Genomic DNA, 20354 nt, shown 5'->3' on the forward strand with positions numbered 1-20354 from the left:
GTCGAGGGATGATAGAATTCCAGCTTCTCCCCCTCGAAAAAGCGACTTCGCCCGATGCAAGCGACCGATCCCGTCACGCTGGACAATTGTGCGGATGAGCCTATTCACATCCCGGGCAGTATCCAGCCGCACGGGGCTTTGCTGGCGTTCGACCTGGCCGGCGGCTTGCTGGCCTGGAGCGACAACGCGCCGCAACTGCTCGGCCTGGCGCCGGCGCTGGGCATGGCGCTGGCCGACCTGCCGTTGCCGGCCGGCGTACACGACGTCGCCGCCGAATGCCGCGACAGCGTCGAGGAGGGCGAGGCGCCGGCCATCGCGCTGGAGGTGGCCCTCGGCGGCCGCCAGTTCGACTGCATCGTCCATGCCTATCAGTCCCGCCTGATCATCGAATTCGAACTGCGCGACACGCCCAGCGACGCCGTGGCCGCTTTCGCGCTGAAGGCGCACGCCGCCATCGACCGTCTGAAACGGCAGAAATCCATCGATGCGCTGCTGCAACTGGCGACCGAACAGGTGCGCGCCATCACCGGCTTCGACCGCGTGATGGGCTACCGCTTCCACCAGGACGACAGCGGCGACGTCATCGCCGAGGCGCGCCGCGACGACCTGGAACCCTACCTCGGCCGACGTTATCCGGCCAGCGATATTCCGGCCCAGGCGCGGCGGCTGTACATCATCAACACCTTGCGGCTGATCGCCGACGTCGGCTACACGCCGGCGCCGCTGCGCGGCCGCGCCGGGGATGCACCGCTGGACCTGAGCCACAGCGTGCTGCGCAGCGTATCGCCGATCCACATCGAGTATTTGCAGAACATGGGCGTGGGCGCCTCGATGAGCGTCTCCATTGTCGTCAACGGCCGCCTGTGGGGCCTGCTGGCCTGCCATCACATGGCGCCGTTGCAGGTGCCGTATTCGATCCGCATGGCGGCCGACGTGATGGCGCAGGTGATCGCCTCGCTGGTGCAGTCGATCGAGGCGCGCGAACGCACCCGGCTGGTGGAAGAATCGGCCGAAGTGCGCACGCGCGTGATGGAAGCGCTGCTGCACCACGACGAACCGGCGCGGGCGCTGCTGGAACATGCGCCGGCGCTGTGCCAGTCGCTGCAGGCCGAGGCCATGGTGGTGACGCAATACGGCAAGACCATGGTGTATGGCGAGATTGACGCCGCGCTGGCGGCGCGCATGGTGGCGTCGCTGTCGGAAGGCGAGGGCGATCTAGTCGAACGGGTTGCCGTCAGCGACTGGCCGCAGGACATCCAGCCGGCGCTGGGACAGTGGGCCGGCATGCTGGCGCTACGCTTCGATCCGGCCACGGGGGGCTGGCTGCTGGCGCTGCGGCGCGAGCAGATCCATACCATCCGCTGGGGCGGCCGGCCGGAAAAACTGGTGGTGCCCGGCCCGCTGGGGCCGCGCCTGACGCCGCGCGGCTCGTTCGACGAGTGGCGCGAGATGGTGCGCGGCCGTGCGGTGGCCTGGGACGCCAACGAAAAGCTGGCGGCGACCCAGTTGCTGGGCGAGATGCACCGCGCCAGCGTTGCCAAACACATCGAGACCGACCGCGCCCGCGCACAGCTGCTGGCGATGCTGGGCCACGACCTGCGCGGCCCGCTGCATTCGATCAATATGGCGGCTACCGTGCTGCAGCACGGCGGCGCCGCCAGCACCATGAGCACCCGCATTCAGGCCTCCAGCACGCGCATGGAACGCCTGATCAGCCAGGTGCTGGACATGAGCCGCATCAACGGCGGCATCGGCCTGGGCCTGACCCGCAGCGAAGTCGACCTGGTGGCGCTCTTGCAGGACCTGATGGAGGAAGCGCGCCTGTCGCATGCCGAACTGCGCATCGAAACCAGCCTGCCGCCGACGCTGCTGGCGCAGGTCGACGGCGACCGCATGACGCAGGTGGTGAGCAACCTGGTCAGCAATGCGCGCCACCACGGCACGCATGGCGAGCCGATCCACGTCAAATTGTCGGAGCAGGACGACCAGGTGCTGCTCGAAGTGCGCAACGTCGCGCCGGAAATTCCGGCCGAGATGGTGCCGATGCTGTACAGCCCGTTGAAACACACGTCGGTCGGCAATGTCCGCAACCGCGGCGGCCTCGGCCTTGGCTTGCACATCGCGCAGGAGATCGTGCAGCAGCACGGGGGCCAGATCGCCTACCGCTACGAAGCACCGCAAGTTGTCTTCACTGTAACGTTGCCGCGCGTCTGACACTTTTCACTTTCACAACAATGTGGAGTTTCTGTGAAGAATTACGGCAGTTTCAAAGCAGACGCTTGAAGCTGGCCCGGCATCGTGGCTAAATGGCCTGATGGTCAAGATCGGTATCACCGCCCGCCTATTTCTGTCGTTGCTGATCGTCAGCATGCTGACCGCAGTCGGCGTCGGGCTGGGCACGCGCTGGAGTTTCACGCGCGGCTTCCAGGGTTATCTGAACGAAGTGGAGGCGCGCCGCATGGAGGCGATGGCCTTCGAGTTTTCGCGCGCCTACCAGCAACACGGCAACTGGGACTTCATCCGCAACAACCGCGAAGCCTGGGAGCGCTACACCGGCGCCATCGGCCGCGAACGCGCCACCTCGCCGCGTCCCGGCGGCGACTCCATTTATTACGCGGTGCCGGACAAGGCGCCGCGCCGCCTCGGCCTGTATGACGAACACGGCAACCACCTGGCCGGCAACCTGCAGGCCGGCGCCGACCTGCGCTACCAGCCGGTGCTGGTGGACGGCAAAAGGGTCGGCACGCTGGCTGGCGCGCCGCTGCGCGGCTTGCAGGAAGAAGCCGAACAAACCTTCCAGGCACAACAGCAGCGCGACAGCCTATTCATCGGCCTCGGCACGCTGGTGCTGGCGGCGCTGGCGGCCATGCTGCTGGCGCGCAGCTTTGTGGCGCCGACGCGACGGCTGATTGCGGCCGCCTCCAAGGTGGCCGCCGGCGATTACGGCGTGCGCGTGCCGCATGCGCAGCGCGACGAGCTGGGTACGCTGGCGCGCAACTTCAACATCATGGTGGCCACGCTGGAGAGCAACGAGGCGCTGCGCCGCCACTTCATGGCCGACATTTCGCACGAGCTGCGCACGCCGCTGTCGGTGTTGCAGGCGCAGCTGGAAGCGATGGAAGACGGCATCGAGCCGATCGACGCCGGCAGCCTGAAGGCGCTGATGGACGAGGTTGCCACGCTGAGCCGGCTGGTGGAGGACATGCGCCAGATCACCTTGTCCGAAGTGGGCGCCTTCGACTACCGCCGCGAGCCGCTGGACCTGGCCGCACTGCTGGACAGCGAAGTCCACAAGTGGCGCGAGCCGCTGGCGCAGAGCGGCACCGAAATCCGGGTCGAGCGTCCATCTACCATGATCATTGATGGCGACACGGTGCGCCTGCGCCAGCTACTGCGTAACCTGTTCAACAACACGCTGCGCCACGCCGAAGGCGCCACGCAGTTGCGCATCAGCCTGCATATCATGCGGCAGCAGGCGGTGCTGACGCTGGCCGACAACGGCCCCGGCGTCAGCGATGCCGGCCTGCTGATGCTGTTCGAACGCTTCTGGCGCGGCGACCACGCGCGCAGCCGCAGCACCGGCGGCAGCGGCCTCGGCCTGGCGATCTGCCGCAGCATTGTGGAAGCGCACGGCGGCAGCATCGGCGCCATGCACACGCATACGCAGTTGGCCACAAACGCACCGCGCGGCCTGACCATCCGCATCATGCTGCCGCTGTCCGGAGAAATCGCATGAACGCGCCGCACGTGCTGGTGGTGGAAGATGAACAACGGCTGGCGCGGCTGCTGGTCAGCTATCTGCTGGCGGCCGGCTACCGCGCCAGCGCCCAGCACGACGGCCTGGCGGTGCAGGCCACCGTGGCGGCCGGCGACGTCGACCTGATCCTGCTGGACTGGATGCTGCCCGGCATGGACGGCCTGAGCCTGTGCCGCCTGCTGCGCGCCAACAGCGATATCCCCATCATCATGATGACGGCGCGCGCGCAGGAAGAAGACCGTCTCGACGGCCTCGACAGCGGCGCCGACGATTACATCTGCAAACCGTTCAGCCCGCGCGAGGTGGTGGCGCGGGTGCGGGCGGTGCTGCGCCGCCGGCCGTCCGGCACGCCGCAGCCGGGTTTGCAGATTGACGATGCCGGCATGCGCGCCTTTGTGCACGGCAAAGAGGTCGCGCTGACGCCGGTGGAATTCCGCTTGCTGAAACTGTTGCGCGATGCACCGGGCAAAGCCATGTCACGCGATGACTTGCGCAGCTGGGTGTATGAGGACCGGCGCATCGTGCACGACCGCACGATCGATACGCATGTGAAGAACCTGCGCCGGAAACTGGAGGAGGCCGGCCTGGCCGAAGCGATTTCGGCCGTTTATGGGGTCGGCTATCGATGGGAAGCGCGCAGCGCGCTGCAACCCTGACGTCTTACAACGAGGAGAAAGCAATGTCTGACGACACACAGTCGCCGTCCCGGCGCAACCTTATCAAAGGCATGGTGTTCATACCGATCGGCGCGGTGGCCGCGACCGGCGCGGTGCGCGCACTGCAACCGGCCACTGCGGCCGACGCCAATGCGCCCGAGGGCAAGCCGGACGCGTACACGCCGGCGTTTTTCAACCAGGTGGAGTGGAAGTTCCTCAACGCCGCCGTCGACCGCCTGATCCCGCACGATGAACACGGCCCCGGCGCCATCGAGCTGGGCGTGCTGGAATTCCTCGACTGTCACATGCAGACGCCGTACGCCACCGGCGATATCTGGTACATGCAAGGCCCGTTCGTCAAGGCGGCACCGGAGTTCGGCTACCAGGGCAAGCTGGGCCTGCGCGACATCATCCGCGTCGGCATCAAGAACGTCGACGGCTATTGCGCCTCGCAGTTCGGCGGCAAGGCGTTTGCCGACCTGGACCGCAAGCAGCAGGAAGAAATCCTCAAGGGCTGCGAAGGCGGCAAGCTGAAGTTCGACGACATTTCGGCCAAGCTGTTCTTCACCAATCTGCTGAACGAAGTGCGCAACGGCTATTTCGCCGATCCCAAGCACGGCGGCAACAAGGGCATGGGGTCGTGGAAAATGATCGGCTATCCCGGCATGCGCGCCGATTATCTGGACTGGGTGGAAGTTCGCGACAAACCGTATCCGATCGGCCCCGTCGATCTGGCTGGACGCAGAGGTTAATGACATGAGTATCGTAAAAAACAAAGTAGACGCCGTGATTGTCGGCATGGGCTGGACCGGCGCCATCATGGCCAAGGAGCTGACTGACGCCGGCCTGAGCGTGGTGTGCCTGGAACGCGGCCCGGACCGCGACACGCAGCCGGATTTCGCCTATCCGCGCGTGGTCGACGAGCTGGAAGGCTCGGTGCACCGCAAGTACCTGCAATCGCTGTCGAAGGAGACGGTGACCATCCGCCACAATATGAACGACACGGCGGTGCCGTATCGCCAGATGGGCTCGTTCAAGCCGGGCACCGGCGTCGGTGGCGCCGGCAGCCACTGGTCGGGCTGCCATTTCCGCGCGCTGCCGGAAGACTTCAAGGTGCGTTCCAACGTGGAGCAGCGCTACGGCAAGAAGTTCATCCCGGCCGGCATGACGATCCAGGATTTCCCGGTCACGTATGACGACCTGGAACCGCATTTCGACCACTTTGAGTACGTGTGCGGCACCTCCGGCAAGGCCGGCGTGCTGAACGGCCAGAAGGTCGAAGGCGGTAATCCGTTCGAAGGCTCGCGCTCGCGGGAATTCGCGCTGCCGCCGAACCCGAACTACCTCGGCGCCGAACTGTTCTACAAGGCCGCGCGCGAGATGGGCTACCACCCGTATCCGATTCCGGCGTCCAACGCGTCCGGCCCGTATGTGAATCCGTACGGCTGCCAGATGGGGTCGTGCAACTTCTGCGGCTTCTGCTCCGACTACGGCTGCCTGAATTACTCCAAGGCCAGCCCGAACGCCTGCATCATGCCGGTGCTGCGCGGCCGCAAGGGCTTCGAGCTGCGCACGCTGGCGCAAGTGCTGAAGGTCAACCTGACCGCCGACAAGAAGAAAGCCACCGGCGTCACTTATCTGGACGCGCAAGGCCGCGAGACCGAGCAGCCGGCCGACCTGGTGGTGCTGTGTGCGTTCTCGCTGTTCAATGTGCATTTGATGCTGTTGTCGGGCATCGGCGTGCCGTATGACCCGGTGAGCAATACCGGCACCATCGGCCGCAACTACTCGTACCAGAACCTGAACCGCGTCTCGCTGTTCTTCGATGAAACCGTGCACGCCAACCAGTTCATGGGCATCGGCGGCGGCGGCACCACCATCGACGACCTGAACGGCAACCAGAACGACAGCACCAAGTCCGGCTTCATCGGCGGCGGCCTGGTCTGGGCGCGCCAGCCGGGCGGCGGTCCGGTGCGCGGCATCGCCACGGCGCCGGGTGTGCCGAACTGGGGCAGCGGCTGGAAGAAGGGCGTCAAGGAAGCCTTCCGCCATTCGTTCTACTACGAGGTGCAGGGTTCGTGCATGTCCTACCAGGACGCCTACCTGAGCCTGGACCCGACCTACAAGGACGCCTTTGGCCGTCCGCTGCTGCGCATGACTTTCGACTGGCATGACAACGAGGTCAAGGCGTCGCAGTACCTGGTGGAGAAAGCCTCCGACATGTGCAAGGTGCTGGGTCCGAAAGCCATCAAGGGCGACGCCAAGAAGGACGGCGACCACTACAACGTGACGCAGTACCAGTCGACCCACACCTGCGGCGGCGCCATCATGGGCAGCGATCCGAAGACCTCGGCGCTGAACCGCTACCTGCAGTCGTGGGACGTCTCCAACGTGTTTGCGCCCGGCGCCAATGCCTTCCCGCAAAACAACGGCTACAACCCGACCGGCATGGTCGGCGCGCTGACGTACTGGTGCGCCAAGGCGGTCCGCGAGCAGTACTTGAAAAACCCGGGCCCGCTGGTCCAGGCTTAAGGAGACGACGACATGAGCAATGTAAAAAAAGGAATCGCGGTCGTCGCGGCGGTGGCGGTAGTCGGCGTGGTGGGAGCGTTTGCTTACGCCAAACAGACCACGGTCACCAGGGACATCGGCGCGGGCGCGGAGAATCTGACGGCGCCGAGCGCGCAGCTGGTCGAGAAAGGCCGCTACCTGGCCGTCGCGGCCGACTGCGTGGCGTGCCACACGGCGCCGAAAGGGCAGCCGTTCGCCGGTGGACTGGCGATGGCGACGCCGGTTGGCGCGGTGTACAGCTCCAACATCACGCCGGACAAGGCCACCGGCATCGGCAACTACAGCCTGAACGACTTCGACCGCGCAGTGCGGCACGGCATTGCGCCGTCGGGCGATACGCTGTATCCGGCCATGCCGTATCCGTCGTACGCCAAGGTCACCGACGACGACCTGCGCGCGCTGTATGCGTACTTCATGCATGGCGTGCAGCCGGTGGCGCAGGCCAACCATGGCAGCGGCATCAGCTGGCCGCTGTCGATGAACTGGCCGCTGGCGATCTGGCGCAAGACGTACGCGCCGGCCGTGGCGCCGCTGGTGCTGAGCAAATACCAGGGCGAGGCGCTGGCGCGCGGCGCCTATCTGGTGCAAGGCCTGGGACATTGCGGCGCTTGCCATACGCCGCGCGCGACGACCATGCAGGAGCTGGCGCAGGATGAGTCGAATCCGGCCTTCCTGGCCGGCGGTCCGGTGATCGATGGCTGGCTGGCGGTCAACCTGCGCAGCAATCCGGCCGGCGGCCTGGGGCGGTGGAGCGAGCAGGACATCGTCGATACCCTGAGCAAGGCACGCAATGCGCATTCGGCGGTGGTCGGTTCGCCGATGGCGGATGTGGTCCTGCACAGCACGCAGTCGATGTCGCCGGAAGACCTGAAGGCGATCGCGGTGTACCTGAAATCGCTGACGCCGGGACCGGATGAGAAGTCGCGCTATGCCGTGAGCGACGTCACCGCCAAGGCCCTGAAGGCGGGCCATGACGAGACGCGCGGTGCCCAGCTGTATCTGGACAACTGCGCGGCTTGCCATCGCAGCGATGCGACTTCCAACGCCAAGGTGTTCCCGGCGCTGGTGGGCAATCCGTCGGTGTTGTCGGATGATCCGACCTCGCTGATCCGTCTGGTGCTGGCGGGCAGTTCGCTGCCGTCCACCAAAGGCGCGCCGTCACCGCTCGGCATGCCGGGCTTTGCATGGCGTTTGTCGGACCAGGAAGCGGCGCAGCTGGTGACCTTCGTGCGGCAGAGCTGGGGTAACCAGGCATCGGCGGCCGATGCCGGCCAGGTGGCGAAGATCCGCAAGCAGATCGACGCCCAAGCTCAGCACTGACAGCGGCACTAAGCCGCTGCAGCGGGCGTGCCGGCTGCCATCCTGGCAGTGCGGTACGCCCGCGGAGAGTGCCCGGTCACGCGCTTGAAGGCGTGGCTGAAGGCGCTCTCCGATGTATAGCCTAGCGATTGCGCGATCACCGCCATCGGCGTGTTCTGGCCCAGTTCGCGTTCGGCCAGCCGCATGCGCCAGCCGGTCAGGTAGGTCAGCGGCGCCACCCCGGCGATGGTGCGGAAATGCAGCGCGAAGGTGGTGCGCGACATGGCGCACGCCTTGGCCAGTTCATCGAGGTGCCAGGCGCGGGCGGGATCGCCATGCATCAGCCGCAACGCGGGCGCGATGCGGGGATCGCCCAGCGCCCGCAGCCAGCTGGCCGGCATCGGGCTGGTGGTCTGCAGATGCGCCCGCAAAATCTGAATGAACAGCAGTTGCGCCAGTTGCGCCGTCGCCAGCTGTGCGCCCGGCAATCCGGCGGCGCGCTCTGCCAGCAATTGATCCAGCAACCAGCGGAAAGTTGTGGCCTGCGGCGATGCCGCCGGCACGTGGATCCATGGCGGCAGCACATCCGCCAACAGGCGGCCGCTGGCGGGATCGAGCAGCACGTGGCCGCCGATGTGGGCGAAATCCCGGCCGTCGCCGACGGTGGCGGTGGAGCGGCCCGCGCCGGAGAACAGGCGCATGGCGTCCTGTGGCGGCACCTCCGGCGCGCTGGCCAGCACGAACGAGCGCTTGGCCGTCAATAATCCCACGTCCCCGGTATTGAACTGGAGCGGCGCTTCGCCGTCGATACAGACCCAGCAATGACCTTTGACCACCGCGAAGAATTTGATTTTCTCCGGCGCGGGAAAGCGCAGCGACCAGGCGCCGCCGGCGCTGAAGCCGCCCGTCACCAGGGTTTCGGCTTTCATCAGCTTCAGGATGTCGGAGAAGGGATCGGCGTTCATTTCCGCACTATTGCACAAGTAATGCGCACTTTCAAGCATTCCAAGTCCGGCATACCGCACGTATCGTGGCGGCTGTTGAAACCTGAAAGGAATGGAATGGACGATACCTTGGTACTGGTGACCGGCGGCACCGGATTTATCGCGCAGCATTGCATGCTGGCGTTGTTGAACAGCGGCTATCGCGTCCGCACCACGGTGCGTTCGCTGGCGCGCGAGGCGGAAGTGCGCCAGCAGCTGCGCAACGGCGGCGTGGAGGCGGGCGAGCGGCTGTCGTTCGTCGTCGCCGACCTCGGCGCCGATCACGGCTGGGCCGAGGCCGTGGCCGGCTGCCGCTTTGTGCTGCACGGCGCCTCGCCGACGCCTTCCGGCGACCAGGTGCGGGAACAGGACTGGATCGAGCCGGCGGTGGACGGCAACCTGCGCGTGCTGCGGGCCGCGCGCGATGCCGGTATCCGGCGCGTGGTGCTGACGTCGGCTTTCGGCGCAGTGGGCATGGGGCATGGGCGGCGGGAGCGGCCGTTCAACGAATCGGACTGGAGCAACCTGAACAGCAATATTGCGCCGTACCAGAAATCCAAGACCCTGGCCGAGCGCGCCGCGTGGGCGTTCATCGAAGCCGAAGGCGGCGGCATGGAACTGGCGGCCATCAATCCGACCGCCGTGCTGGGGCCGGCGCTGGGCTCGGACTATTCGCATTCGATCCGGTTGATCAAAAATATGCTGGACGGGCAGCCGGGTTGTCCAAGAATCAATAGTTGCTTTGTCGATGTGCGCGATGTCGCCGACCTGCACCTGCTGGCCATGGTGCATCCGGCTGCCCGCGGCCAGCGCTTCCTGGCGACCTCGGGCGACAGCGCGTGGCTGGTGGACGTGGCCCGCTTGCTGCGCCAGCACCTGGGGCAGGCGGCGGACAAGGTGTCGACGCGGGTGATCCCGGACTGGCTGATCCGCCTCGGCGCGCTGCGCAATCCGGCCCTGAAAAGCATCCGCTCGATGCTGGGCGTGAACATGAACGCCAGCAACGAGAAGGCGCGGCGGCTGCTGGGCTGGACGCCGCGCACGCGGGACGAGGCGATTCTGGCCTGCGCAGAAAGCCTGGTACAGCTGGGGCTGTTGGCTACGTAAGCGCCGCCGCCAGCAGGTCGGTGAAGACGCGGATCTTGGAGGCGCCGCGCCGGTTGGCCGGATACACCGCATAAATCCCCACATCCATTTCTCCCGGATTGGCCTGGTATGCACCGAGCACCGGCACCAGCGTGCCAGCGTCCAGGTCGGGCTGGATCAGCCAGGTCGGCAGCAGCGCCAGGCCGAGTCCGCCCAGCGCGGCCTGGCGCAGCATTTCCGCGTTGTTGACGTGCAGGCTGCCGCCGACGTCCACTTCGGTGGCCAGATCGGCGTTGCGCAGCCGCCACGTGGAACGGCTGGCGCCGTAGGCGAACAGCAGGCAGTTGCGCTGGCTCAGTTCGTCCGGCGTCTGCGGCGCGCCGTGGGCCGCCAGGTAGGCCGGGCTGGCGACGATGTGGCGCGTGTGGCCGGCCAGCTTGCGGGCGATCAGGTTGGGCTGCTGTTCCGGGTTGCCGATGCGGATGGCGACGTCGATCGCTTCATCGACCATATTGGTCAGGGCGTCGCTGAGGCGCATGTCCAGTTCCAGTCGCGGATAACGGCGCGCCAGTTCCGGCAGCAGCGGGGCAATGTAGCGGAGCGCCAAGGTGACCGGGGCGGCGATGCGCAGCACGCCGGCCGGTTCGGCGTCGCGGCCGGCGGCGGCGTCATCGGCCTCGTCCAGCGCGGCCAGGATCTGGCTGGCGTGGTCGAAGTAGCTGCGGCCGCTGTCGGTGAGGGTGATGCTGCGCGTCGAGCGGTTCAGCAATGGCGCACCGAGGCGTTGTTCCAGCGCGTCCACCAGCCGGGTCACGGAGGAGGTCGCCACATTGAGCTGGCGCGCGGCGGCCGAAAAGCCACCGTTGCTGGCGACCAGGCAAAACGCTTTCAGTTCGGCAAATCGGTCCATGATGTTGCGTCCTGCGCAAAGGTGTGTGCGAATTTGCCTATCTTATCAGCAGACCGGGGCGGGATTATAGTCATTTCATACTGCAATACTTAAGGAGGATGTATGAAAATCACCCCGCTTCCCGTAGGTTTTGGCGCCGAAATCGACGGTGTTGATATGCGCCAGGCCGACCCCGGCACGACTGAATTGCTGCGCTCGGCGCTGCTGCAATATGGCTTGCTGGTCATTCGTGGCCAGTCGTTCACACCGCCGGAGCAGATCGCCGCCAGCCAGCTGTTCGGCAGCCTGGAGACCTTCCCCACCATGCGCGGCCAGCTGAACGGCTGGCCGGAGATCTTCCGCGTCGCCAGCCGGCCGGAGGATGGCCATGTCGAGGTCGGCCGCTACTGGCACTCGGACGGGTCGTTCCGCGAGGATCCGACGCCAATCAGTTTCTGGTATTCGGAAGTGCAGTCGGAGGAGGGCGGCGATACGCTGTTCACCGATTTGCAGCAGGCGTATGCCGAGTTGCAGCCGGAGATACAGCAGGAGTTTGCCGGCCTGAACACGGCGCACCGCAACGGCGTGGTGCATCCGCTGGTGCTCAAGCATCCGAAAACCGGCGTGCCGGCGCTGTACCTGAACCTCGGCCTGACGGCCGGCGTGCTGGGCTACAGTCCCGACCATTCGCGGGCGCTGATGGAGGCGGTGGACCGCCATTACTCGCGGGACGGGGCCACCTACCGCCATCACTGGCTGCCGGGCGACGTGGTGGTGGCCGACAACCTGCACGTGGCGCACAAGGCGACGCCGATCACGCCGTCCACCCGCCGCATCCTCAACCGCACCACCATTCGCGCCGACGGTGTGATCTGGTACGACGGCGGGCAGAAACAGGCGGCTTGAGGACAATTTGCGTGAGGGATATGTTATTTCCTTCACGCACGATTGAAATGGTGGGTTGGTTAAGCTTGTGTTTGAGATAAACTTCTTGTTTCTTAAGTTAATCTGGCCCAGACCATGCCGAATTCCACCACGCTGGACGACCGCGGTTTCCGTCGCATCCTTGTTCGTAACGTTACGCTGCCGCTGGCGGCCGGTGTCGTCAGTGCAGGCGTGTTTGTCGTCCTGCTTGCCTATCTGATCACCACCATGAACTGGGTCGAGCACAGCGAGCGTGTCATCGGCAATGCCAACCAGGTCGGCAAGGAGATGGTCGATATGGAAACCGGCTTGCGCGGCTATATGCTGGCCGGCGACGAGTCGTTCCTGCAACCCTATATCGTTTCCAAGCCGAAGGTGGCGTCCAACCTGGCCGGCCTGATGAAACTGGTGGAAGACAATCCTACCCAGGTCGACCGCCTGCGCACCATTCAATACCAGCAGCAGCAATGGGACTTGTACGCCCAGGAAATGATCCGCCTGCGCGCCGCCAATGCCGATGTCACCGGTCCGGTCAAGACCGGCCGCGGCAAGACCCAGTTCGATGAAATCCGCCGCCTGCTGGACACCTTCGTCGCCGCCGAAGTACGCATGCGCGTGGACCGCGCCGATGAAGCGCGCACCGTGACCACCTGGGTGGCGGTGCTGTATCTGATTCTGACGTTGGGCGTGGGCGGCGCGCTGGCCTGGTTCGGCCGCCGCGAGCTGACCGGCTTGTCGCGGGTCTACACCAAGGCGCTGAACGAGCATGCCGAGCATGCCACCATGCTGCAACAGCAAGCCTGGCTGCGCACCGGTCAAAGCGAACTGGCGCAGCAGGGCATCGGCCAGCTGGCGCTGCCGCAACTGTCGGCGGCGCTGCTGCAATTCCTGGCGCGCTATATGGGCGTGGTGGTCGGCGCGCTGTACCTGCGCCGGCCGGACGGCAGTTTCCAGCGCGTGGCCTCGTACGGCTTCAGCGATGAATGGGAGCGGCGCGACCAGCAGATCAAGCCAGCCGAAAGCCTGGTGGCGCAGGCGGCGCTGGAGCGCCGCGTGCTGCGGCTGGAGCCGCTGCCGGCCGATTACATCCGTGTCGCGTCCGGCCTGGGCGGCGGCGCTCCGGCCAGCGTGCTGCTGGCGCCCGTGGACAGCGATGGCGATATCAACGGCGTGGTGGAACTGGGCCTGCTGCGGCCGATCACCGAGCGCGATGTCGAGTTGCTGACGCTGGTGAAGGGCAATATTGGCAGCGCCATCGAGGCCAGCCATTCCCGTCAACGCCTGCAGGAAGTGCTGGCCGAAACGCAGCAGCTCAACGAAGAACTGCAAGTACAGCAGGAAGAACTGCGCACCGCCAACGAAGAGCTGGAAGAACAGTCGCGCGTGCTGGAAGAATCGCAGGCCAGCCTGGAAAACCAGAAAGCCGAGCTGGAACAGACCAACGAGCAGCTGAACGAGCAAGGCGTGGCGCTGGACCAGAAGAACGCTGAGCTGCAAAAAGCCCAGCTGGACCTGGAAGAGCGTGCCCGCGACCTGGAGCGCGCCAGCCAGTACAAATCGCAGTTCCTGGCGAATATGTCGCACGAGCTGCGTACGCCGCTCAACAGCTCGCTGATCCTGGCCAAGCTGCTGTCGGAAAACGCCGCCGGCAACCTGAACGACGAGCAGGTGCGCTTCGCCAACACGATTTACTCGGCCGGCAACGACCTGCTGAACCTGATCAACGACATTCTCGATATTTCCAAGGTCGAAGCCGGCAAGCTGGACCTGGTGCCGGAAAACCTGTCCACCCGCCACGTGGCGGAAGGCATGGCGATGGTATTCGAGCCGCTGGCGCAACAGAAGAAGCTGGCCTTCCGGTTGCAGGTCGCCGACGGTGTGGCGTCGCACATGGTGACCGACCGCCAGCGCCTGGAACAAATCCTGAAAAACCTGCTGTCGAACGCGCTCAAGTTCACCAGCAGCGGCCAGATCACGCTGACGGTGCAGCCGGCCGCCAACGGCGCGGTGGCGTTTGCCGTGCAGGACACCGGCATCGGCATCCGCGCCGAAGACCAGCAAGGCATTTTCAACGCCTTCCAGCAGGCCGACGGCACCACCAGCCGCAAATACGGCGGCACCGGCCTCGGCCTGTCGATTTCGCGCGACCTGGCACAATTGCTGGGCGGCGCCATCAGCCTGGTCAGCGAACCAGGCAAGGGCAGCTGCTTCACGCTGACGCTGCCGACTGCGTGGACGGCGCCCGAGCCGGGGCCGCGCCTGGGCAGTTCGACGTCCTCGGCGGAAGTGGAAATCGGCCTGACCTCGCTGCCACGCGCACCCGTGCCGGAACCAGCCCCGTCACCAGCGCCGGCCCTGCCGCGCGCGTTTGACGACGACCGCGAGTTGCTCGACGCGCCGGACGCCGTCCGCGGCCGACTGGTGCTGGTGGTGGAGGATGACGTAGCGTTCGCCCACATCCTGTACGACCTGGCGCACGAAAAACAATACCTTTGCCTGGTGGCGTTCGACGCCGAGGAAGGGCTGGCGCTGGCCCGCCAGTACAAGCCGGACGCGATCATGCTGGACATCCGCCTGCCGGACCGTTCCGGCCTGTCGGTGCTGCAACTGCTGAAAGACGATGCGCTGACCCGCCACATTCCGGTGCACGTGGTGTCCGGTACCGAAAACGGCGAAGCGGCGCTGCACCTGGGCGCGATCGGCTTCGCGCTGAAGCCGACCACGCGCGAGCAGCTGATGGAAGTGTTCCGCCGCATCGAAACCAAGCTGACCCAGAAGATCAAGCGCGTGCTGCTGGTGGAAGACGACGACCGCCAGCGCGACAGCGTGGTGCAGCTGATCTCCGACGACGACGTCGAAATCGTCGCGGTCGGCAGCGGCGAGGAAGCGCTGGCGCTGCTGCGCACCACCATCTACGACTGCATGATCATCGACCTCAAGCTGCCGGACATGCAGGGCAACGAGCTGCTGCAACGCATGGCCGGCGAGTCGCTGGCGGCGTTCCCGCCGGTGATCGTCTACACCGGCCGCAACCTGTCGCGCGCCGAGGAAGCCGACCTGCACAAGTATTCGCGCTCGATCATCATCAAGGGCGCCCGCTCGCCGGAGCGCCTGCTGGACGAGGTGACGCTGTTCCTGCACAAGGTGGAAGCCGACCTGTCGAGCGAACGCCAGCGCATGCTGAAGACGGTGCGTTCGCGCGACCGCGTGTTCGAAGGCCGCCGCATCCTGCTGGTGGACGACGACGTGCGCAACATCTTCGCGCTGACCAGCGCGCTGGAGCAGAAAGGCGCGCTGGTGGAAGTCGGCCGCAACGGCTTCGAGGCGCTGGAGAAACTCGACACCGTGCCGGACATCGACCTGGTGCTGATGGACGTGATGATGCCGGGCATGGACGGCCTGGAAGCGACGCGCCGCCTGCGCGACGATCCGCGCTTCGCCCGCCTGCCGGTGATCGCGATCACCGCCAAGGCCATGAAGGACGACCAGGAGCAATGCCTGGCGGCCGGCGCCAGCGATTACCTGGCCAAACCGATTGATTTGTCCCGTCTGTATTCGCTGCTGCGCGTCTGGATGCCGAACGCTGAACGGAACTGACCATGCAGCACAGTGATACCGATATCGAGCTGAAGATGCTGGTAGAAGCCATCTACCTGAAATACAGCTACGATTTCCGCGACTACACCGGCGCCTCGCAAAAGCGCCGCGTGCTGCACGCGCTGAAGGAGATGGATTGCGACAGCATTTCGGCCCTGCAGGCGCGGGTGATCCACGAGCCCGCCGCTTTCAGCCAGCTGCTGCAATACCTGACGATACCGGTCACCTCGATGTTCCGCGATCCAACCTACTTTGCCGCGCTGCGCGAGCATGTAGTGCCGGTGCTGCGCACCTACCCGTCGCTGAAGATCTGGATTGCCGGCTGCAGCACCGGCGAGGAAGTGTATTCGATGGCGATCCTGCTGAAGGAAGAAGGCTTGCTGGAACGCAGCATGATTTACGCCACCGACATCAATCCGAAATCGCTGGACAAGGCGCGCCAGGGCGTGTTTCCGCTGGACGCGATGCGCGAATACACGCAGAACTACCAGGCGGCCGGCGGCACCCGCAGTTTTTCCGACTACTACACGGCGGCCTACAACGCCGCGCTGTTCGACAAGTCGTTGTGCGAAAACGTCACCTTCGCCGACCACAGCCTGGCGACTGACGCGGTGTTTGCCGAGACCCACCTGATCAGCTGCCGCAACGTGATGATTTATTTCAAGAAGAAGTTGCAGGAGCGCGCCTTCGGCCTGTTCCACGAGTCGCTGTGCCATCGCGGCTTTCTCGGCCTGGGTAGCAAGGAAAGCATCGACTTCTCGGCGTACGCGCCGAGCTTCGAGCCGGTGCTGAAGCGCGAACGCCTGTTCCGCAAGCGTTGACCATGGACACGTCAGCACTCCGCACCGCACTGGCCGGCCGCAAGGTGGAGGCGGTGGTGATCGGCGCCTCGGCCGGCGGCGTCGGCGCATTGCTGCGTCTGTTGCCGGGCTTGCCGGCCGACTACGGCTGCGCGGTGGTGGCGGTGCTGCACATTCCCGATGGGCGCCAGAGCCATCTGGCCGGGGTGTTCCAGCAGCGCATGAACCTGCCGGTGCGCGAAGCGCAGGACAAGGAAGAACTGGCGTCCGGAACGCTGTACTTTGCCGGTTCGGGCTACCATTTGTCGGTTGAGCGCGATCGCAGCTTTTCGCTCAGCTGCGAGGCGCCGCTGCATTTTGCCCGTCCGGCGATCGATTATCTGATGGAATCGGCGGCTGACGCTTATGGGCCGGCGCTGATGGGCATCCTGCTGACCGGCGCCAACCACGATGGCGCGGCCGGCCTGGCGGCGATCGGCGCGGCCGGCGGCCTGACCGTGGTGCAGGACCCGCACGAGGCCGAAGTGCCGACCATGCCGCAGCAGGCCATCCGGCTGCGCGCGCCGGACCTGATTTTGCCGTTGGAACAGATACACACCCTGTTGATGATGCTGGAGAATAAGTAATGCAAGACGCATCCCCTACCAAGTTGCTGATCGTCGACGATCTGCCGGAAAACCTGCAGGCGCTGGAAGCGCTGATCCGCGGCGACGGCCGCGAAGTATTCCAGGCCGGCTCCGGCGAGGAAGCGCTGGCGCTGCTGTTGCAGCACGATTTCGCCATCGCCATCCTCGACGTGCAGATGCCCGGCATGGACGGTTTCGAGCTGGCCGAGCTGATGCGCGGCACCGAGAAGACCCGCCACATCCCGATCGTGTTCGTGACGGCGGCCGGCAAGGAGCTCAATTACTCGTTCAAGGGCTACGAGGCGGGCGCGGTGGACTTGCTGTACAAGCCGCTCGATCCGCGCGCGGTGAAGGGCAAGGTGCAGGTGTTCGTGGCGCTGTACGAGGCGCGCGAAGCGATGCGGCGCCAGGTCGAGGCGCTGGAGGCGGCGCAGCAGAAACAGGCCGCGACCCAGGCCCAGCTGGAGCGGGCGCTGGTGATGCGCGACGAATTCATGTCGATGGTGTCGCACGAGATGCGCACGCCGCTCAACACGCTGTACCTGGAAACCCAGCTGCGCAAGATGCAGCTGGAGCGCGGCAATATGGCGGCGTTCGGCGCCGAACAGTTGCAGCGCATGGTGGCGCGCGACGACCGCCAGATCCAGAGCATCATCCGGCTGATCGACGACATGCTGGACGTGTCGCGCATCCGTAGCGGCAAGCTGTCGCTGCGGCCGGGCTGGGTGGAGTTGTCCGGCCTGCTGCGGCGGGTGGTGCATGACCTGACGCCGCAGGCCAATACGGCCGGCACCAGCATTTCGCTGGAGGCGGGCACGCCGGTCAGCGGCTGGTGGGATGAGTTCCGCATCGAGCAGATCGTGGTCAACCTGCTGACCAATGCGATGCGCTACGGCTGCCAGCAGCCGGTCAGCGTGAGCCTGACGGTGGAGCAGGACTGGGCCCGCATCGACGTGCGCGATTGCGGTCCGGGCATTGCACCGGAAAACCAGGCCAAGATTTTTGAACCGTATGAACGCGGTGTCGGCAGCGATGCGCCAGCCGGCCTGGGGCTGGGCCTGTACATCTCGCGCCAGCTGGCCGAAGTGCACGAGGGCAGCCTGACGCTGGAAAGCAAGCCGGGCGAAGGCTCGACCTTCAGCCTGACCCTGCCCCGGCGCGACGCGCCGCCGCAGTAAAGAGGACAGTTAGCGGGAATGCGCCTCTTCTCGGCGCTGGATCAGGAAGGCTTTGAGGTCGTCGAAGCTGACCGCGCCGCGCTGGGCGGTGTCGATGTGGTCGAAGTTTTTATCGACCACGGTCAGGCCGGCCTGGCGCGCTTCGTCGCGGCTTAGCACGCCGTTGCCGTCGAGGTCGGCGGCTTCAAACCGTTTCTTCAGTTTCAGCATCGGCTGGTAGCGCAGCAGCGCGGTGCCGGTGGAGGCGTCGCGCAGCGGCTTGCGGAGCGCCGGCGGCAGATAAGGATCGGCGCCGCGCAGAGCGGACGGCGTATCTGTTTGCGGTGCCTGCGCGCCGGCAGACGATATGGCTGCCATGCCCAGGGCGGCCCAGATGGCGAATTGTAAAAGCTTCATGATTGTCTCCCCGCATCTGAATGATGCATGGCTTAGGGAGATACTGTGATCCGATTGCGCCAAATAATCAATGCAGTTTCATGCCGGCCGCTGATAGTGTCGCCCGGAAACATCATTTGGATTCGGAACTTTGTTATTTGTGCCAGAAGTCAGCGTGCGCAAGGCGCGCCTCGTCTTCGCGCAGCGGTCCGATCACTTCGGTCGGGCGCTGGCCGGCGGCAAACACGGTGCGGCACGGCAGCGACAGCGTCGGATTTTCGGGATCGCTGCCGGTCAGTGCCAGCAGGCTGGCTTCCGACATCGCATACACCACCCGTCCCACGCCGCTCCAGTAGGTGCCGCCGGCGCACATGGCGCATGGCTCAGCGTTAGCGTACAGCGTGGCGCCGGCCAGTTCGGCCGGGCCGTATTGCTGTGATGCGAGGCGCAGCGCGTTCATTTCGGCGTGCGCGGTGCGGTCGCTGCTGGAGGCGTTCATCGCTTGCGAGATGATGGTGCCGTCGGCCGCCACCACCATGGCGGCAAACGGATGGTGGCCTTCGTCGCGCGAGCGCTGCGCCAGCGCCAGCACGCGGGTCAGGAAATCGTGGTCTTGTGCGGTTGCTGTCATCGAATCACTCCGTATTGCAGGTTCAGTTGTTTGAGATAGCTGCGGTAGGCCAGCGACATGCGGTCGCAGGCTACCGACACTTCGGCACCCGGCGTCAGCGGCAGGCGCGCCGGGTGCTGGCTTTCCAGGATCGGCAGGTCTTGCAGGAAGATGGTGTCCTGGAAGGCGCGCAGCGCGTCGTCGCTGGAGGTGAAGTCGTTGAGCGCGAGGATGATCCACGCGCGCGTGGTGGTTTCGGTCAGCGGTTGCAGCAGCAGCGCGATCGCTTCGCGGATGGTGTCGGGCGGATGCTTGGTCAGCACCGCCGTCAACGGCCGCACCACGCGGTAGGTGTATTCGATATCGCTGCCGCCGGTGGCGGCCTTGCTGGCTTTCGGCTGGAAGGCGTGGCACTGCTTCGCCCATACGCCGCTGCCGTATTCCGCATCGTCGAATGCCTCGACGCTGTAGTCGGGAATGACCGGGTGCTGCTGGTCGCCCAATATGCCCTCGTGCACAAACGCGAAGTGCGCCATGTCGAGGAAGTTCTCGATGATGCGCGGCGCGCTGCTGCGCACATCGTAAGGCCCGCACCAGACCTTGCGCAGCTGCGCGTCGCCAAACTCCGGAAACGCTGGCGGCCCCGCATGTGCCGGTGTGCCGAGGCACACCCACGCCAGGCCATACTGCTCCTGCACGTGGTACACATTGACATGCGCCTTGAGCGGGGCCTGCGGCAGCGCCGGGATACGCGTGCAGCGCCCCTCCTTGCCGAAGGTCCAGCCGTGGTAGGGACAGGTCAGCGTGTCGTCGCGCAGGGAACCCATGGAAAGCCGCGTGCCGCGATGCGGACAGCGGTCTTCCCATGCATGCAGCACGCCGCCGCTGTCGCGCCACAGCACCACGCGCGTTTCCAGCAGATCGGTGGCCAGCATAGAGCCAGTCGCAATCTGCGTGGACAGCGCGACCGGATGCCAGTCGTTGAGCAGCAGCCTATCCATGC

General features: G+C 65.6%; 17 protein-coding genes. 12 read left to right on the forward strand and 5 right to left on the reverse strand.

The window, feature by feature from the left end:
* Positions 1–54 precede the first annotated feature (54 nt).
* The 6 genes from GTP55_RS02090 to GTP55_RS02115 all read left to right on the forward strand — a co-directional run bounded on the left by GTP55_RS02090 (position 55) and on the right by GTP55_RS02115 (position 8304).
* Positions 55–2214 carry an ATP-binding protein gene (locus GTP55_RS02090; RefSeq protein ID WP_161043315.1) on the forward strand — a complete coding sequence of 720 codons (2160 nt, stop codon included), beginning with the start codon at positions 55–57 and terminating at the stop codon, positions 2212–2214.
* Between the two features lie 100 nt (positions 2215–2314).
* The gene (locus GTP55_RS30450) at positions 2315–3736 is read left to right on the forward strand and encodes an ATP-binding protein (RefSeq protein WP_161043316.1); all 1422 of its coding nucleotides are present in this window, start codon (positions 2315–2317) and stop codon (positions 3734–3736) included.
* Entirely contained in the window at positions 3733–4413 is a 681-nt protein-coding gene (locus GTP55_RS02100; protein WP_161043317.1) for a response regulator, read from the forward strand. The genes GTP55_RS30450 and GTP55_RS02100 overlap by 4 nt, the downstream gene beginning before the upstream one ends.
* A 23-nt stretch (positions 4414–4436) precedes the next feature.
* Positions 4437–5165 (forward strand): gluconate 2-dehydrogenase subunit 3 family protein, encoded by a 729-nt coding sequence (locus tag GTP55_RS02105; protein ID WP_161043318.1) that lies wholly within the window; start codon positions 4437–4439, stop codon positions 5163–5165.
* 4 nt (positions 5166–5169) lie between these two features.
* Positions 5170–6945 carry a GMC family oxidoreductase gene (locus tag GTP55_RS02110; protein WP_161043319.1) on the forward strand — a complete coding sequence of 592 codons (1776 nt, stop codon included), beginning with the start codon at positions 5170–5172 and terminating at the stop codon, positions 6943–6945.
* A 12-nt stretch (positions 6946–6957) separates the two neighbouring features.
* The gene (locus GTP55_RS02115) at positions 6958–8304 is read left to right on the forward strand and encodes a cytochrome c (RefSeq protein WP_161043320.1); all 1347 of its coding nucleotides are present in this window, start codon (positions 6958–6960) and stop codon (positions 8302–8304) included.
* 8 nt (positions 8305–8312) lie between these two features.
* Here the strand turns inward: GTP55_RS02115 and GTP55_RS02120 are convergent, their stop codons facing one another.
* Positions 8313–9287 carry an AraC family transcriptional regulator gene (locus GTP55_RS02120; RefSeq protein ID WP_161043321.1) on the reverse strand — a complete coding sequence of 325 codons (975 nt, stop codon included), beginning with the start codon at positions 9285–9287 and terminating at the stop codon, positions 8313–8315.
* Between the two features lie 57 nt (positions 9288–9344).
* On the opposite strand from GTP55_RS02120, the gene GTP55_RS02125 reads away from it, so the two are divergent.
* Positions 9345–10373, forward strand: a complete 1029-nt coding sequence (locus GTP55_RS02125; protein WP_161043322.1) for an SDR family oxidoreductase — start codon at positions 9345–9347, stop codon at positions 10371–10373.
* On the opposite strand, the gene GTP55_RS02130 is transcribed toward GTP55_RS02125, so the two are convergent.
* Positions 10366–11262: a LysR family transcriptional regulator gene (locus tag GTP55_RS02130; RefSeq protein ID WP_161043323.1), complete on the reverse strand. Its 897-nt coding sequence runs from the start codon at positions 11260–11262 to the stop codon at positions 10366–10368. The genes GTP55_RS02125 and GTP55_RS02130 overlap by 8 nt on opposite strands.
* Positions 11263–11364: 102 nt before the next feature.
* Between GTP55_RS02130 and GTP55_RS02135 the strand changes: the two genes are divergently transcribed.
* The 5 genes from GTP55_RS02135 to GTP55_RS02155 all read left to right on the forward strand — a co-directional run bounded on the left by GTP55_RS02135 (position 11365) and on the right by GTP55_RS02155 (position 18366).
* Positions 11365–12147, forward strand: a complete 783-nt coding sequence (locus GTP55_RS02135; RefSeq protein ID WP_161043324.1) for a TauD/TfdA dioxygenase family protein — start codon at positions 11365–11367, stop codon at positions 12145–12147.
* A gap of 114 nt (positions 12148–12261) precedes the next feature.
* A complete protein-coding gene (locus tag GTP55_RS02140; protein WP_161043325.1) occupies positions 12262–15762 on the forward strand; it encodes a response regulator in 3501 nt (1166 codons plus the stop codon).
* 2 nt (positions 15763–15764) lie between these two features.
* Positions 15765–16583 (forward strand): CheR family methyltransferase, encoded by an 819-nt coding sequence (locus GTP55_RS02145; protein ID WP_161043326.1) that lies wholly within the window; start codon positions 15765–15767, stop codon positions 16581–16583.
* 2 nt (positions 16584–16585) lie between these two features.
* Positions 16586–17188 carry a chemotaxis protein CheB gene (locus GTP55_RS02150; RefSeq protein WP_161043327.1) on the forward strand — a complete coding sequence of 201 codons (603 nt, stop codon included), beginning with the start codon at positions 16586–16588 and terminating at the stop codon, positions 17186–17188.
* A complete protein-coding gene (locus tag GTP55_RS02155) occupies positions 17188–18366 on the forward strand; it encodes a hybrid sensor histidine kinase/response regulator (RefSeq protein ID WP_161043328.1) in 1179 nt (392 codons plus the stop codon). The genes GTP55_RS02150 and GTP55_RS02155 overlap by 1 nt, the downstream gene beginning before the upstream one ends.
* Positions 18367–18375: 9 nt before the next feature.
* Here GTP55_RS02155 and GTP55_RS02160 read toward each other — a convergent pair whose 3' ends face one another.
* From GTP55_RS02160 to GTP55_RS02170, 3 genes are all read right to left on the reverse strand, one after another.
* Complete coding sequence (locus GTP55_RS02160) at positions 18376–18762, reverse strand: EF-hand domain-containing protein (RefSeq protein ID WP_161043329.1); 387 nt, start codon at positions 18760–18762, stop codon at positions 18376–18378.
* A 133-nt stretch (positions 18763–18895) separates the two neighbouring features.
* Positions 18896–19372, reverse strand: a complete 477-nt coding sequence (locus GTP55_RS02165; RefSeq protein WP_161043330.1) for a nucleoside deaminase — start codon at positions 19370–19372, stop codon at positions 18896–18898.
* On the reverse strand, positions 19369–20352 hold the full coding sequence (locus tag GTP55_RS02170; RefSeq protein WP_202423453.1) for an aromatic ring-hydroxylating dioxygenase subunit alpha: 984 nt from the start codon (positions 20350–20352) through the stop codon (positions 19369–19371). Before GTP55_RS02170 ends, GTP55_RS02165 begins: the two co-directional genes overlap by 4 nt.
* Positions 20353–20354 lie beyond the last annotated feature (2 nt).

This window comes from Duganella margarita (assembly GCF_009857535.1).
In the GTDB taxonomy this organism is placed as follows: Bacteria; Pseudomonadota; Gammaproteobacteria; order Burkholderiales; family Burkholderiaceae_D; genus Rugamonas; species Rugamonas margarita.

Excerpts from the sequence above, each read along its gene's own strand:
- GTP55_RS02090 (WP_161043315.1), top strand. The coding sequence starts at position 55 with ATGCAAGCGACCGATCCCGTCACGCTGGACAATTGTGCGGATGAGCCT.
- GTP55_RS30450 (WP_161043316.1), top strand. The coding sequence starts at position 2,315 with ATGGTCAAGATCGGTATCACCGCCCGCCTATTTCTGTCGTTGCTGATC.
- GTP55_RS02100 (WP_161043317.1), top strand. The coding sequence starts at position 3,733 with ATGAACGCGCCGCACGTGCTGGTGGTGGAAGATGAACAACGGCTGGCG.
- GTP55_RS02105 (WP_161043318.1), top strand. The coding sequence starts at position 4,437 with ATGTCTGACGACACACAGTCGCCGTCCCGGCGCAACCTTATCAAAGGC.
- GTP55_RS02110 (WP_161043319.1), top strand. The coding sequence starts at position 5,170 with ATGAGTATCGTAAAAAACAAAGTAGACGCCGTGATTGTCGGCATGGGC.
- GTP55_RS02115 (WP_161043320.1), top strand. The coding sequence starts at position 6,958 with ATGAGCAATGTAAAAAAAGGAATCGCGGTCGTCGCGGCGGTGGCGGTA.
- GTP55_RS02120 (WP_161043321.1), bottom strand. The coding sequence starts at position 9,287 with ATGCTTGAAAGTGCGCATTACTTGTGCAATAGTGCGGAAATGAACGCC.
- GTP55_RS02125 (WP_161043322.1), top strand. The coding sequence starts at position 9,345 with ATGGACGATACCTTGGTACTGGTGACCGGCGGCACCGGATTTATCGCG.
- GTP55_RS02130 (WP_161043323.1), bottom strand. The coding sequence starts at position 11,262 with ATGGACCGATTTGCCGAACTGAAAGCGTTTTGCCTGGTCGCCAGCAAC.
- GTP55_RS02135 (WP_161043324.1), top strand. The coding sequence starts at position 11,365 with ATGAAAATCACCCCGCTTCCCGTAGGTTTTGGCGCCGAAATCGACGGT.
- GTP55_RS02140 (WP_161043325.1), top strand. The coding sequence starts at position 12,262 with ATGCCGAATTCCACCACGCTGGACGACCGCGGTTTCCGTCGCATCCTT.
- GTP55_RS02145 (WP_161043326.1), top strand. The coding sequence starts at position 15,765 with ATGCAGCACAGTGATACCGATATCGAGCTGAAGATGCTGGTAGAAGCC.
- GTP55_RS02150 (WP_161043327.1), top strand. The coding sequence starts at position 16,586 with ATGGACACGTCAGCACTCCGCACCGCACTGGCCGGCCGCAAGGTGGAG.
- GTP55_RS02155 (WP_161043328.1), top strand. The coding sequence starts at position 17,188 with ATGCAAGACGCATCCCCTACCAAGTTGCTGATCGTCGACGATCTGCCG.
- GTP55_RS02160 (WP_161043329.1), bottom strand. The coding sequence starts at position 18,762 with ATGAAGCTTTTACAATTCGCCATCTGGGCCGCCCTGGGCATGGCAGCC.
- GTP55_RS02165 (WP_161043330.1), bottom strand. The coding sequence starts at position 19,372 with ATGACAGCAACCGCACAAGACCACGATTTCCTGACCCGCGTGCTGGCG.
- GTP55_RS02170 (WP_202423453.1), bottom strand. The coding sequence starts at position 20,352 with ATGGATAGGCTGCTGCTCAACGACTGGCATCCGGTCGCGCTGTCCACG.